The sequence below is a fragment of the Sphaerospermopsis reniformis genome (assembly GCF_005402885.1).
Taxonomy (GTDB): domain Bacteria; phylum Cyanobacteriota; class Cyanobacteriia; order Cyanobacteriales; family Nostocaceae; genus Sphaerospermopsis; species Sphaerospermopsis kisseleviana.
The window spans coordinates 1-14,296 of record NZ_BJCE01000142.1 but is presented as its reverse complement, the minus strand read 5'-3'; the positions used below and the strand labels follow the sequence as shown (position 1 = coordinate 14,296).

At 36.8% G+C, this 14,296-nt stretch carries 17 protein-coding genes; 6 read left to right on the top strand and 11 right to left on the bottom strand.

The features are described from left to right. From FFR48_RS18085 to FFR48_RS18075, 3 genes are all read left to right on the top strand, one after another. On the top strand, window positions 1-869 hold an 869-nt coding region (locus FFR48_RS18085), incomplete at its 5' end, for a GUN4 domain-containing protein (protein WP_201277642.1). A 269-nt stretch (window positions 870-1,138) separates the two neighbouring features. After that, window positions 1,139-1,471, top strand: a complete 333-nt coding sequence (locus tag FFR48_RS18080) for a type II toxin-antitoxin system PrlF family antitoxin (protein WP_137668328.1) — start codon at window positions 1,139-1,141, stop codon at window positions 1,469-1,471. Window positions 1,472-1,473: 2 nt separating this feature from the next. Then, entirely contained in the window at window positions 1,474-1,983 is a 510-nt protein-coding gene (locus FFR48_RS18075; protein WP_236104106.1) for a type II toxin-antitoxin system YhaV family toxin, read from the top strand. Window positions 1,984-2,130: 147 nt separating this feature from the next. On the opposite strand, the gene hemE is transcribed toward FFR48_RS18075, so the two are convergent. Together hemE and FFR48_RS18065 are read right to left on the bottom strand one after the other, a co-directional pair. Then, window positions 2,131-3,183 carry a uroporphyrinogen decarboxylase gene (gene hemE / locus FFR48_RS18070; RefSeq protein WP_096569179.1) on the bottom strand — a complete coding sequence of 351 codons (1,053 nt, stop codon included), beginning with the start codon at window positions 3,181-3,183 and terminating at the stop codon, window positions 2,131-2,133. Window positions 3,184-3,379: 196 nt separating this feature from the next. Next, window positions 3,380-4,639 carry an ABC transporter substrate-binding protein gene (locus FFR48_RS18065; protein WP_236104105.1) on the bottom strand — a complete coding sequence of 420 codons (1,260 nt, stop codon included), beginning with the start codon at window positions 4,637-4,639 and terminating at the stop codon, window positions 3,380-3,382. Between the two features lie 357 nt (window positions 4,640-4,996). Between FFR48_RS18065 and FFR48_RS18060 the strand changes: the two genes are divergently transcribed. Beyond that, the gene (locus FFR48_RS18060) at window positions 4,997-6,070 is read left to right on the top strand and encodes a glycosyltransferase family 4 protein (RefSeq protein WP_137668330.1); all 1,074 of its coding nucleotides are present in this window, start codon (window positions 4,997-4,999) and stop codon (window positions 6,068-6,070) included. Window positions 6,071-6,178: 108 nt separating this feature from the next. On the opposite strand, the gene FFR48_RS18055 is transcribed toward FFR48_RS18060, so the two are convergent. Further along, on the bottom strand, window positions 6,179-6,922 hold the full coding sequence (locus tag FFR48_RS18055; RefSeq protein ID WP_137668327.1) for a class I SAM-dependent methyltransferase: 744 nt from the start codon (window positions 6,920-6,922) through the stop codon (window positions 6,179-6,181). A 190-nt stretch (window positions 6,923-7,112) separates the two neighbouring features. Between FFR48_RS18055 and FFR48_RS18050 the strand changes: the two genes are divergently transcribed. Beyond that, a complete protein-coding gene (locus FFR48_RS18050) occupies window positions 7,113-7,856 on the top strand; it encodes a class I SAM-dependent methyltransferase (protein WP_137668326.1) in 744 nt (247 codons plus the stop codon). A gap of 1 nt (window position 7,857) precedes the next feature. On the opposite strand, the gene FFR48_RS18045 is transcribed toward FFR48_RS18050, so the two are convergent. The 4 genes from FFR48_RS18045 to FFR48_RS18030 form a co-directional block, all read right to left on the bottom strand. Beyond that, on the bottom strand, window positions 7,858-8,757 hold the full coding sequence (locus tag FFR48_RS18045; RefSeq protein WP_137668329.1) for a S66 peptidase family protein: 900 nt from the start codon (window positions 8,755-8,757) through the stop codon (window positions 7,858-7,860). Between the two features lie 302 nt (window positions 8,758-9,059). Beyond that, complete coding sequence (gene aroC, locus FFR48_RS18040; RefSeq protein ID WP_137668325.1) at window positions 9,060-10,148, bottom strand: chorismate synthase; 1,089 nt, start codon at window positions 10,146-10,148, stop codon at window positions 9,060-9,062. Window positions 10,149-10,222: 74 nt separating this feature from the next. Then, window positions 10,223-10,444: a type II toxin-antitoxin system HicA family toxin gene (locus FFR48_RS18035; protein ID WP_096569159.1), complete on the bottom strand. Its 222-nt coding sequence runs from the start codon at window positions 10,442-10,444 to the stop codon at window positions 10,223-10,225. Continuing rightward, window positions 10,441-10,659: a type II toxin-antitoxin system HicB family antitoxin gene (locus FFR48_RS18030; RefSeq protein ID WP_096569157.1), complete on the bottom strand. Its 219-nt coding sequence runs from the start codon at window positions 10,657-10,659 to the stop codon at window positions 10,441-10,443. The genes FFR48_RS18035 and FFR48_RS18030 overlap by 4 nt, the downstream gene beginning before the upstream one ends. 206 nt (window positions 10,660-10,865) lie before the next feature. Here FFR48_RS18030 and FFR48_RS18025 point away from each other — a divergent pair, with 206 nt between their 5' ends. After that, window positions 10,866-11,954: a hypothetical protein gene (locus FFR48_RS18025; RefSeq protein WP_096569154.1), complete on the top strand. Its 1,089-nt coding sequence runs from the start codon at window positions 10,866-10,868 to the stop codon at window positions 11,952-11,954. A gap of 71 nt (window positions 11,955-12,025) precedes the next feature. Here FFR48_RS18025 and FFR48_RS18020 read toward each other — a convergent pair whose 3' ends face one another. The 4 genes from FFR48_RS18020 to FFR48_RS18005 form a co-directional block, all read right to left on the bottom strand. Next, window positions 12,026-12,202 (bottom strand): type II toxin-antitoxin system HicB family antitoxin, encoded by a 177-nt coding sequence (locus FFR48_RS18020; RefSeq protein ID WP_096569151.1) that lies wholly within the window; start codon window positions 12,200-12,202, stop codon window positions 12,026-12,028. 36 nt (window positions 12,203-12,238) lie between these two features. Continuing rightward, window positions 12,239-12,676 carry a hypothetical protein gene (locus tag FFR48_RS18015; RefSeq protein ID WP_137668324.1) on the bottom strand — a complete coding sequence of 146 codons (438 nt, stop codon included), beginning with the start codon at window positions 12,674-12,676 and terminating at the stop codon, window positions 12,239-12,241. Between the two features lie 4 nt (window positions 12,677-12,680). Beyond that, window positions 12,681-13,454 carry a hypothetical protein gene (locus tag FFR48_RS18010; protein ID WP_137668323.1) on the bottom strand — a complete coding sequence of 258 codons (774 nt, stop codon included), beginning with the start codon at window positions 13,452-13,454 and terminating at the stop codon, window positions 12,681-12,683. Between the two features lie 285 nt (window positions 13,455-13,739). Further along, a partial coding sequence (locus FFR48_RS18005; protein ID WP_503827312.1) for a photosynthetic reaction center family protein occupies window positions 13,740-14,296 on the bottom strand: 557 nt, incomplete at its 5' end.

Below are 14,296 nucleotides of genomic sequence, written 5' to 3'. Positions count from 1 at the left end.
GTGAAAATAAGTTATTTTTAGTAGATTTTGGGGCGGCGAAAATAGTCAAACCACAGCAACGCACAGCTACAGGAACAATTATTGGATCTGCTGAATATTGCGCCCCTGAACAGTCAATGGGTAAACCATTATTTATTAGTGATTTATATAGTTTAGGGGTAACTTGTTTGCATTTATTAACAGGAGTTAGTCCCTTTGATTTATATAGTCCGATGGAAGGGGAATGGGTATGGAGAGATTTTTTAAATGGGAATGTGGTAAGTGATGAATTAGGAAAGATTTTGGAAAAATTAGCAAGTCCTATTGCTAAATATCGTTATCAATCTGTTAAAGAAGTGATGCAGGATATCAATCCTATAAATCAACAAAATACTTCACAAATACCTATTAACCAAACATCTGTTAATATTTCTTCTCCATCTGTACCTAGTCGATATCAAAAACTAGAACAATTATTATCTACAGGTCAATGGAAAGAAGCAGATGAGGAAACAGCGCGGGTAATGTTAGCAGTAGCAAACCGGGAAAAAGAAGGTTTTTTAGATGCTCCAAGTATTGATAATTTTCCCTGTAATGACCTGTACACTATTGACAAATTATGGATCAAATATAGTAAGGATCGCTTTGGATTTTCTGTACAGAAACGGATTTATCAAAGTTTGGGGGGAACTAGAAAATATGATGAGAAAATTTGGATAGCCTTTGGTGATAGACTAGGATGGAGAAAAGAGGGAAAATGGTTATCCTACAAAGATATTACTTTTGATATAAAAGCACCAGAAGGCCACTTACCAGCACGGTTACGATGGAATACGGGAGGTTTAGGGAGAGGAGTTCTTTTCTCTCGCCTTGAGACTTGTGGACTGTAGAATTTAAAGATTACAGAAAAATATTAAGTCTGAATCAGGATAACCAGGATTAAAGGATGTACAGGATATTACCGTTAACCTACTAAAAAATAACAGAAAATTCTTTCTGCGTCCTCTGCGTCTCTGCGGTTCGTTCCTTCATAAACTTGTGCGTAAAACCTAGATCAAAAAAGCGATCGCCCTCATCACCCAAAACCTAAAAACCCAAACATTGACAACACAATGCAACTGCATTACTCTAAAAATAGAGTATAAACCTCAAAATTGTTATGGTTGTCAAACCCACACCATCCTCAGAGTCCACCCTAACAGACAGATATCAAACCACAATACCCGAACCCGTGCGTAAAGCTCTAGGCTTGGGTAAACGTGATAAAATTCGTTATGTGATTCAACCCGACGGTAAAGTAATTATTTCTCGCGTTGATCAAAAAGAAGAAGATCCAACATTGGGGGAATTTTTAAACTTTATTGCCCAGGATATACAAAAAAATCCTCAGCATTTACAATTAATTAAACCAGAATTAGTAACCCGTATTCAATCCTTAGTTGCTGATGTAGAAATTGATCTGGATACACCACTATCAGACGAGGATGAGTAAAATTGTCTGAAGATCAACCCTTAATACAACCCTTAATAATTAATGGATGGACTATATTTGCTCATCCCTTGTTTTTAGAACAGTTAGAAGCACTGATCACACAAGTAGAAAATTTACGTCAGAAATATCCTCAAGAATACAAACAAAAAAACGCCACAAAACGTTTAGCTGCTATATTCAAACTTGCATTTAACGTCATTCCTGAAAATCCAACATTAAACGACTATCGTCAAGGTGCAACCCTGGGAGACGAATATAAACACTGGTTTAGAGCTAAATTTTTTCAGCAATACCGATTATTTTTTAGATATCATCAACAGGGTAAAATCATTGTTTATGCTTGGGTAAACGATGAAAACACTAAGCGAGCATATCAAAGTAAAACCGATGCTTATCGAGTATTCCAAAAAATGCTAGAAAGTGGCAATCCTCCAGATGATTGGAATGATTTATTCAAAGAAGCAGAAAATCAAACTAATCGTTTAGAACAGATTTTCAAAACAGAGATTTAGGAAGGGATAACCAGGATTAAAAGATGCACAGGATATAGCTGTTAACTTACTGAAACATAACAGATATTTCCTCATCTGCGTTCATCTGCGTTTATCTGCGTTCCCTAAAAATTAGGTGGGTAAAAAACCCACCCAATAAACCAGAAACTAAACCAAAGCGTTGAGATTTTTGGCAGTTTCAAAGAAATGAGCGACATTTTCTTCTGGTGTTTCTGGTAATACACCATGTCCCAAATTAAGAATATGTCCCCAGTCGCCGGCTTTGCGAACGGTGTCCAAAATGCGATCGCGGATAAATTCTTTAGAACCAAATAACACACCCGGATCAAGATTACCCTGTACTTTCACGTCTTTACCCAGTCTTCTGCGTGCATCTGCCATATCCACAGTCCAGTCAATGGTGAGGATATCTGCACCAGAGGTAGCCATTCTTTCTAAAAGTCCTGCACTACCAGTCACTAACAAAATTAACGGTGTGTCAGGATGAGTTTGTTTCACCAAATCAAACACCATTTTTTGGTAAGGTAAAGCAAAGGTATCATAGTCTTGGGGGCTTAATTGTCCTGCCCAAGAATCAAACATCTGCACCACTTGAGCGCCACAATCAATTTGATAGCGCACATAATCAGCAATGGACTCAGCCAACTTAGTTAATAGCTGATGCAGAATTTTTGGATCTGAGAAAGCCATGTTTTTAATGATGGAATAGGTTTTAGAACCTTTACCTTCCACTGCATAGGCCGCCAAAGTCCAAGGAGCGCCCACAAAACCCAAAACCGTTGATTTATCGCCGACTTCTTGCCGTAAAGACCCCAAAATGGTCTTAATAAACGGTAAAGCAGCTTCAGGATCTAGGGGACGCAGGTTATCAATTTGTGCTTGTGTGCGAATGGGCGAAAAAATAATCGGTCCCTTCCCTTCCGCAATATCCATGTCAATACCCATACCAGGTAAGGGGGTGACAATATCGGAAAACAAAATTACGCCGTCGGGTTGAAAAGCTTTCCAAGGTTGCAGGGAAACTTCGATCGCAACTTCAGGAATTTCTGAGCGTTCCCGAAAAGAAGGATATTTCTCCCGCAAGTCCCGATACGCTTTCATATAGCGCCCCGCTTGTCGCATCATCCATACAGGGGGACGATCTACTTTTTCACCGCGTGCAGCCCTAAGGAGGAGAGGAACTGTTGAGGAAACACCCATTTAACACTACATCCTAAGTCACTTTTATATTTCACTGTTTAGCTTATCATCCTCAGATTACGCTTGAGTCCTATCCTCCAAAAGCTCTAACACTTGCTTTACTTAACTTAATAAAACGTTAAAATTGATAATTGAGGAGTCAGGAGTCAGGAGGTAAATATTTCTCCCCAGTCCCCAATCACCAATCACCAATCACCTATTTTTCTCCCCAAATCACTTCTAACCGTTCCTGAGCTTGTTTTAGGGCGGCTTCAGGGGAAGATTTACCTAGTAATGTAGCTTCTATTGCTCTACCTAAACTATCAGAAATGCGACTATAACCAGCTATTGTAGGTCGAGAACCAGCCACAGGAATTTGGTCTACAAACACTTTTAACCAAGGTCTGGACTTGAGATATTCTTGGTATTCTGGACTTTGTGCAGATTTGATATTTACAGGTAAAAAACCAGTACCCATTGCCCATTCGGTTTGAAATTGTTTACTGACAACAAACTCTAAAAATTCCAAAGCCGCTTTTTGTTTTTCTGGTGTAGTTTTCATTAAATAAAAATTGCCATTACCTATGACTGTCGCCCGTACTTTATTTTCAGGAATGGGAAACACACCAAAATCAACATTAGAGTTTTTAATATAAGTCCAGGGTCCAGTAATTTGCATCGCTACACGACCTTGAATAAAAGCATCTTCTTCATAGCCTCTTTCCGGGGGAGAAAGAGTTGCTGAACCATCTTTAATTAAGTCTTGCCAAAATTGTAATGCTTGAATAGCATCTGGATTATTTAAATTAGGATGGTTATTATTTAATATTTCACCACCTGCACCTAATAAAAAGGGAAACCAACTAAAAACAGTCCATTCTTGCTTGCCCAAAGGTAATAAAATTCCATATTGTTCTGGACGTTGATCGCCGTTGCGATCAATAGTTAATTTTTTGGCAACTTCCCTTAATTCTTGCCAGTTTTTAGGAGTTTCACTAATTCCCGCTTTTTTAAATAAATCATTTCGGTAAAAAATGCCCAGATTAGCAGTATAAAGAGGAACTGACCAGAGGTGATCATCTAATTGTAATTCCTCTATCACTTGCGGATAAATTTCCGATTTGGCCGCTGATTGATTAAACCAATCATCTAAAGGTTCAACTGCTCCTAATTCTACTAACTGTCCAGTTATTTGGGCAGAAAAATTTAAAATATCTGGAGCCGCATTACCTACCACTGCGGTTAATATTTTCGGTAATTGTTCCTCTGGTGTACCTGTGAAAATTGAGTCTACATGAATATGAGAATTTTCCTGATTAAATTGATCTACTAATTTATTGAATACATCCCGATTCACTGGCGGGTTAATTCCTTGCCATAAAGTCACATGAATGATATTATTATCTTTTTGAATATTCTGCTGACAACTAAATAGAAATAGGAAACAAGAAATCAAGATGATTACCGTTGTGAACATCCTCTGAGTGGAATTAAAAAACCGAATCCTGATAAATTTCATGTTGGTGGCTGAGAAAATTGCTGATTTATTAGGGATTTTCACTTGATCATTATATATCGTAATTTGTGATTTATATTCATTAACTCTCAAAATTTTATAGCCTAATTAAATGGCTACATATATCATGCTTGTACGCATTTAATCAAAGCCGCAATATATAAAACTCAGATTGGTAAATTAATTACCCGATGTCAAAGCAAAAATAATTAATCACTGGAGGCTGAAAAATTATCACAAAAATATAGTATTACTATTTAATTTGTAGAGTTACTCATGTATGATGATAACTGCAATTTTTAATTGAGGATATTAATGATGAGTCAACCGACTTACAAATTATTATTTATGTCCACAGGTGTTGGTGCTTTGGGTTCAGGGTTAGGTGGTGGAATAGAAGTCACCCTCCCCAATATTGTCAAAGCAATGCAGCAAAGAGGACACACAATAGATATTGTTGCACCAGCAGGTTCTCGCAGTGGTTCGTTACCTTTGATAGAAATACCCGGAAATACACAAAATGCCGCCCAAGATCAAAAGTATGATGCAGAAATTGGCATTCCCACAAATTCAGTTTTAGCAAATATGTGGAGTTATGCTTATCAAGTACAGGGAAATTATGATTTAATTTTGAATTTTAGCTATGATTGGTTGCCATTATATTTAACGCAATTTTTTCCTCGTCCAGTAGCCCATTTAATTAGTATGAGTTCTTTACTGAATGCGATGGATGATATGATTGCCAAGGTAGCAACTCAGTTTCCCCATGCTATTGGTGTTCACTCAAAAACACAAGCTGCAACTTTTCCTTGCCCTGATGAATGTGTTTGTTTATTTAATGGATTAGACTTGTCTTTGTATCAGTTTTGTGATCAACCTGGTAATAGCTTAGGTTGGGTAGGCCGCATAGCACCAGAAAAAGGTTTAGAAGATGCGGTAGCAGCAGCAAATACTTTAGGAATGCCTCTAAAAATCTTTGGTTTGATGCAAAATGAGGAATATTGGCAGCAAGTTCGCCAAGCGTATCCCGATGCACAGATAGATTACCAAGGATTTGTCTCTACAAACGAATTACAAGCGGGACTGAGGGAATGTCAAGCTATGTTAGCTACTCCCCACTGGATAGACGCTTTCCCCACTGTAGGTTTAGAATCTTTAGCTTGTGGAGTACCGGTGATTGCTTATAGTCGGGGCGGTTTAGTGGAAATAGTGGAAGATGGCAAAACTGGGTTTTTGGTTGAGCCAGATAGTATACAAGGTTTAATAGATGCTGTTAAACGGGTACACACTATTGATCGTCAAAATTGTCGCCAGCAAGCAGAGAGTTTATATTCTTTGGCAGCAATGGGCGCTCGTGTAGAACAATGGTTTGAGAAGATTTTACACAGATAAGAAAAAATCAATAGTTTGCTTATTCCTTATCTGTTTTTACTGAACATGATATGACAGCAAAATATTCAAAATCTTTTGGGGTAAGCATCTTGCTTACCTCCAATTATTTTATGATACTTGGCGTAAACGTTGAGCTTCTGCACCAAAATTCGGATTTTCAATTACATGATTGGGTTGACTCCATTGAGAGTTTTTTGGTGTAATTAAGGAAAAGCAATCACACAAAATATCGCCACACCAATTAACTATTTCTTGGTGAAAACATTGTAAGCCAGCCTCTTGGGAGTATTGCTCAAATAGTTTAGCACTCATGCTTTCTGCTCGCCAATGAATGTTTTCTACCTCTAGCTTTCCAGTAGCGGGATTGAGATAATTGCCCAAGTTAGAATGATGGATAAATCCTACACCATTGGGTTTAAGTTTCAGGGCTATCTGTTGTAAATAGGATTTAATGACATCTTTTTCCACATGGACTAAGGAATCAAAACTAAAAACGAAATCAATAGATTCATCTTCAATCATGGTTAATGATTTTCCATCATTGACATGATATGTAATGTGAGAACAATCTGCAAAGCGTTCTTGACAAGCGGCAATACACTTTTCAGTTAAATCTACGATAATTAAATCTTGACAATAATCCTTTAAATATTGTGTACAACGTCCAAAACCAGGAGCTATTTCTAATATTGTTGTTCCTGTTTTTGTCTCAGGAATAAAGGTTTTAATTCGCGGATGTATAGTTCCAAAAAAACAGTTATCTGTTCCACCCCATGAACTCGACCATTCATTACCCTGATCTTTCCAATCGTAGTTAGACCATTTATTTAAGTTTTCCTGAACACTAGGCATTTTGATCTCCTGTCAATGAAAATATGTTAAAAATACGAAGATACAGCACTTAGGCTAGAGTGTGTACTTATGACTATGCAGCAGTTTAGGTCAATTTCCGATACAATTGTGAAATTGATGTGCTTTTAGGCATAATATCAAATATTACGCATGATTTAGCTAAATTATTGTATTCAGCAGGTAGAAAAATATGATCACACCACCTATTCCATCTTTTTTAAATAGCTTTTGGGAAGATGCTTTTAGTTTAAAGCAACATCTCCAGGAATTTTTAAGTTTGGATGAGCAAACATTAGAAAGTAAATTAGCTGCTGGTCAAAAAGAAATGGCTGAGTTAGGCCATAAAGATTTTGACTGGGAAAAAGCTACAGCTTTCTATCAGGATCAGGTAAAAAATGAGTATCTTTTTGAGCTTGGAGCATGGCATTTAAACAGTCATGATTATATTGGTAATACTTTACTATTAATTGCCAAATATGCTCAAGGTAGGGTATTAGATTTTGGTGGGGGAATTGGTACTCATGCTATTGGTGCTGCACTTTCGCCAAATGTTAAAGAGGTGTTTTATTTTGATATTAATCCGATTAATTGCGAGTTTGTCGAATATCGAGCTAAACAATTAGGGTTAGACAAAAAAATAATTTTGTGTCAAGAAATGCCTAGTTCAGAAATGTTTGATACTATTGTTTGTTTTGATGTTTTAGAACATTTACCAGATCCTATTCAACAATTACTTACATTCCATCAGTCTTTAGATGATGCAGGAAAAATCATTATGAATTGGTATTTCTTTAAAGGTTTTAATCAAGAATATCCTTTTCACCATGATGAACCAGAATTGCTAGATAGGTTTTTTCAGACATTACAAACTAAATTTGTAGAAGTTTTTCATCCTTATTTAATTACTGCTCGTTGTTATCGCAAATGGAGTTAATTTAAGGAATAATTTCTAATATTCCCTGATCTGCGTCTAATGTTGCTTGTACCCCCACAGGTAAAGCTGCATTAGGGCTATCATGACCAAAGGGTAAATCGGAAACAATGGGAATATTGAGATCAGATAAGCGATCGCCCAAAACCTCCTCTATACTCAAACTGGGTATATTCGGAGGTGCATCACACTTGGTAAAACCTCCCAAAGCAATACCGCGAACCTTAGATAGCATACCACTTAACCGCCATTGAGTTAACATCCGATCAATTCGATAGGGTGGTTCTGTCACATCTTCCAAAGCCAATATTACACCATCTAGATCCGGTAAAAGTGGTGTACCTAAAAGATGGGTTGCTACTGTGAGATTACCAGGAAGTAACACCCCTGTCACTGTACCACCACCCCAACCATTACCCTTTAAAGGTGCGATCGCTCGACCTGCTAAAATATCAAGTAACCGTTTTATTGACCATTCTGGCTCATCTTTGAGGGTAGTGAGTACGGGACCATGCACACCAGAAATACCAACTTTATAGAGACTCCAAAGCAGGGCTGTGATATCAGAAAAACCGATCAACCATTTAGGATCAGCCGTTTTTTGTTCCCAAGTCCAATTTTCCAAAATGCGGGTACTACCGAAACCACCCCTAGAGCAGATAATACCGCGACATTCGGGATCATGCCATGCTGCGGCTAGTTGTTGACGACGGTGATCATCATTACCGGCAAGATAACCATGTCTACTTTCTAGATTATCGCTAATTTGGATATTGTAACCGTGCGCTTTCCAAATTTCTAGACTTTTTTCAAAAGCTGCAAATTCTCTTAACGCACCACTAGGAGCAATAACGCGCAATAAATCACCGGGTTTTAGAGGAGGAGGTAAGATGATGGGAGGCATGAATTTTAATTTATAACTAACCGCAAAGTACGCAAAGTTCACAAAGAAAGAACTCAAGCAAAAAATTTTTATTCAGTATTCATCTCAATTAAGTAAGATATCATACAGGACTAACTAAAAATTCCTCTTCTAACCTCTTTCCTTTGCGTTCTTTGTGTCCTTTGCGGTTCGTTTTCTTCTATTTCCTACAAATGAACCACGAAGACACGTTCACCGAAGGTGTTCCCGAAGGGTAGGAAGCGAAGAAAAGAGAGTTTGAGAGAGATTTTCAGTTATTTTGTAAGTTCTGAATTTCCAAATCTCTACAATAACTTACACTGTCCATGATGCCTTAAAAGATGATCGCATAAAACCAAAGCTACCATCGCATCAACCATAGGAACAGCACGGGGTAACACACAAGGATCATGTCTTCCTTTTCCGGCTAAAACCGTTTCTTCTCCTTCTTTAGTGACGGTTTTTTGTTCTTTTCTAATAGTGGCGGTTGGTTTGAAAGCAACTCGTAAAATAATATTTTCGCCGTTGGAAATTCCTCCTTGAATACCTCCAGAACGGTTCGTTAATGTTCTAATTTCTCCGTTTTCATCAATATAAAATTCGTCGTTATGTTCAAACCCTGTTAATAATGTTCCGTCAAAACCTGAACCAATTTCAAAACCTTTACTTGCAGGAAGTGACATTACTGCTTTTGCTAAGTCTGCTTCTAATTTATCAAAAACTGGTTCTCCTAAACCTTTGGGAACATTCCGCACCACACATTCAACTAAACCACCAATAGAGTTACCATCTCTACCAGTTTTTTCAATTAACTCTATCATTTGGTTGGCCATTTCCCCATCGGGACAACGCACAATGTTACTTTCTACATCTTCCAAGGTGACGGTGTTTGTATCAACATTTCCTTCTAAGTCTTTGATGCGTTTAACATAGGCGATAATTTCTACACCTGCAACTTGACGGAGAATTTTTTTAGCGATCGCACCAGCAGCTACCCTACCTATTGTCTCACGCGCTGACGACCTTCCGCCACCTTGCCAATTTCTAAATCCATATTTTGCATCATAGGTAGCATCTGCATGGGAAGGACGGTATTTTTGTGCCATCTCATCGTAATCTTGGGAACGGGTATCTTTATTTCTGACTAAAATTGCGATGGGTGTTCCCAGGGTTTTACCTTCAAATGTCCCTGACAATATCTCACAGGTGTCTGCTTCTTTGCGGGGTGTTGTGATTTTACTTTGTCCTGGCCGTCTTCTGTCTAATTCAAATTGAATTTCTTCCGGGGAAATTTCCAGTCGTGGGGGACAACCATCAATGATAACACCCACACCGCCGCCGTGAGATTCGCCAAATGTCGTGATTCGGAAAAGATGACCAAATGTGCTACCCATGTTGTTGAGGAAATACAGTCTGAATTATGTATTTTACATGGTGTTGTACCAGAGATCATGCCTTTATTGCTGTGTCACAATAATTCAATAAATTCATCTACACTTAAACCTGCTTGTCGAATAATTCCTCGCAAAGTACCCCTATCTAATTCTTTATGATCTGGTACAGATATTGTAGTTCTCGGTTCTTCACGAACCAATATAATGTGACTTCCTCTTTGTCTATCTACAAAAAAGCCGATTTTTTCTAATGCTTTCACACACTCTAAACCTGAGACAATAGGTAATTTACTCACACCAACACTACCTCAACTGTATCTTCTGGAACAGGTTCACCTCTATCTTGTAAAACTTCAATATATAGAGATATTGCTTCTTCAATATTAGCTAAAGCTTCCTCACGGGTTTTACCCTGACTAATACAACCGGGTAAACTGGGTACTTCAACAACAAAATACCCATCTTCACCATGAGATAACAGCACTTTACGTTGAGATTTCATTGTTTTCATAGTTCAAGGATTTTTTTGATGGAATAAACAATCTGGTTCAATTTATTTTATTTAGGTAAATCATTTATATGATATAATATTATTTGTCAATTTGCCAAATGTATTTTAAATTGAGATTGGCATTGTTAACGCTATGTTGATTATGCAAATTACAAACCGTGATGTAAAATGGTTATGATATAAAGAAACTTCCAAAAATATACATTATGATGCAGTTTACAGTATTCTACTCTTGGCAATCTGATTTACCAAAAGAAACTAACCAAGGAGTAATTAAAGGGGCTATCGGAATAGCGAGCAATAAACTGGAAAATGAGTTTAAAGAAATTGATTTACGTATTACTTTAGATGAAGCAACACGTGATCTACCTGGAAGCCCTCATATACCATCCGCTATTTTTGATAAAATTGCATCTGCTGATGCCTTTATTTGTGACATAACTACAATTAATAAAGAAGTTATAGAAGCTATCAAAAACCTGCAAGCTACAGAAGGTAGAAAAAAGCCACAAGAAGTAAGAACTGTTCCCAACCCAAATGTAATGATTGAACTAGGATATGCAATTGCGCTTCTTGGTTGGGAGAGAATAATTATGTTATTCAATACATCCTATGGTGATTTAAAAGATGCACCTTTTGATATAGTTGTCAATCGCATTACTGACTATAATTCAAGTCCTAAAGCAGAATATTTTACAGAAAAGCAGTTGCAAGGAAATCAAAAACAACTCAGCCAGAAAATTCATGAAGCCTTAAAACTAATTATTGAAAAATCGCCGAATAAACCAAAATACAAAGCTGAACTTACCCCAGAAGAAATAAAGCGTAAGCGTGACATTTCCACTATTCAAACTATTCTGGAAACAATTCATATAACGAGTATTAAGAACCATATAAACGAAGCTCCACAAAAAGTTTATACTGAAATATTCTACTTTTATAACACTTTTGAAGGAAAATTGACGAGCGGAAACTACCACCTTTATGATGATAAACTTAAAGACTTAGTAGAGAAAGTTCATGTTACATGGGGTAAAACTCTTTCATACGGTGAACATTATCATTTTCCACCAGGTCGTTGTCTCTTTTTTCAAGTTCATGACTATATGCCATTAACCGACAAACAACAAAAAGATTGGAATGATATTGAAAAAGCTTTAAGAGAGCTTGAATCAGTATTTGATGAATTGCTGAATTACATTAGAGAAAATTATTTAGAAATTGATCTTCAAGAAACAACCTCTACAGCGTGGCGTGAATATGTTGATTTCATGAATGAAAATAAAAATGAATAAAATTTAATCATAAAAATTCCCATCCTGTAAATCCTTAAATCCTGGACATCCTGATTCAGACAAAAATAAATTTAAAACATCTTCTCAAATTCTGATAATGTTTCTATATATAATTCAACTGCTTCCTTGATATTTGCTTGTACTGCTTCTAATGAATCACCTTCAGATTGACAACCAGGAAGTTCAGGACAATAAGCATAATATCCATGTTCATCTTTTTCAATGACAATACTAACTTTATAGGACATAAAATAAACTTTCCTTGTTTACTAAAACATTGACTATCATATCATATTTTCCATTTGCCCATTATTTCGCAATATAAAAATGCGGTGTTTTGCTTCTTTCAAAATTTCTTGGTTATTTACATCAGTTTGTTTTGCACATTCTAACTCTAACCTTTCAACTAAATAACCATAAACCTCTAAACCCTTTTCCTGATTTTCAGGTTGATGCAATAAATCATCACCAGCCTTTAAAGTATCAAAAGCAAATTGATAATTTCCCTGTTCACAATGATGATAAAAAGCATCAAGATAATCTGTTAAATCATCTTCCCAATCCCAATTTTCCAGCCAATCACCTTCTATATCATCAACATAAAGATGAATATAATCAGCACCATGATTTTGCTTATCTAGCTGCAACTGCTGTGATGCTTCCAGATATTTCCAATCTATCTCAGAACTGGACTGATTATAAATCTTTACATCTTTAGTCATAATACTATCCAGGGAAGGGAATAACAGCAATAAAATTAGTCGGGCGATCGCTACTCTCTTTTAGCATAACATCAGCTAACTTGAGTAGATTGTTTGGACTGTTCACTTGATTATCATGAGCAACCAATAAAGCCCTTTTAATACCCCAACATGATAGAGTGTTATTCCATCGCTGCTGCTTATTTAGAAAATCAGGGTTGGGTTGTCCATCCTGCAAGTTAGAAATACCTGTAAGTTGAACAAAAATAGGCTCAAGTGTACTAGGAACATGACTAACAAGTAAATCTGTAGCCATAGATAAATCTAGAATGTAACGGTTAGAAGCACTCCCATCAGTTCTAGAGTTGATAGTTTTAGTCAAATTAAAAATTAAATCTTTATCATTACCAGTATACTCGTCTTGTATAAGTTTTTCAATCCAGTAAGAAAATTTGGGATCTTCTTGACTTAACCATTTAGGCAAAATTACCGTATACCAATAATACTCAGTTACAGATATATTCTTTTGTTGGCAATATCTTTCTCTTTCTGTTGGGGATAACTTTAAAAGTGGTTGGATAGTATATAGATAAGTTTCAATATCGTAATAAAATTCATTCATAAAGTCTATTAAAAACCGTTTTTTATCCAGAATTTCATTTTTATACTTAGATAGTGTAATTCCAATTTCTCTAATCCTCGCTGCTAACTTAGGTTCTATCAATAAAGCTTTCTTTTTTAGAAGTTGCAACCTGGGCTTAATCTCATTTGCTTGTAGTTTAATCCTGTCTTTGGTCAAGTCAAATCTCCATCAACCGTTATTAAGGTAATTTTATACCATTTTGTTTATTAAGTTTATCAAACATGGGTATTCCAGAAAAACATCCCATCAAAATTATTTAACATTTACTTTTGCAGTAACTAAAACGTAAAATATGTAATAATTTCTACCTTCCTGAAACTCCTTAAAATTTCCATCCTGTACATCCTTAAATCCTGGATATCCTGATTCTGACAAAAAAATACCCCCCATTACTGGAGGGTATTTTCTTATTTAACTAAGCTTATTAAACCCAGTTTCAGATTAACCGTTGATTGCAGGAGCAGTCAAAGCAACAGGAGCAACTTCACCAGCAGCTAAGTCTAAGGGGAAGTTGTGAGCGTTACGCTCGTGCATTACTTCCATACCTAAGTTAGCGCGGTTGATTACATCTGCCCAAGTACCGATTACACGACCTTGAGAATCAATGATGGATTGGTTGAAGTTGAAACCGTTTAAGTTGAACGCCATTGTGCTTACGCCCAACGCTGTGAACCAGATACCAACTACTGGCCATGCAGCCAAGAAGAAGTGTAAGGAACGGCTGTTGTTGAATGAAGCGTATTGGAAGATTAAGCGACCGAAGTAACCGTGTGCTGCAACGATGTTGTAGGTTTCTTCTTCTTGACCGAATTTGTAACCGTAGTTTTGAGATTCGGTTTCGGTTGTTTCACGAACCAAGGAAGATGTTACCAAAGAACCGTGCATTGCAGAGAACAAGCTACCACCGAATACACCAGCTACACCTAACATGTGGAAGGGGTGCATCAAGATGTTGTGTTCTGCTTGGAACACGATCATGAAGTTGAATGTACCGGAGA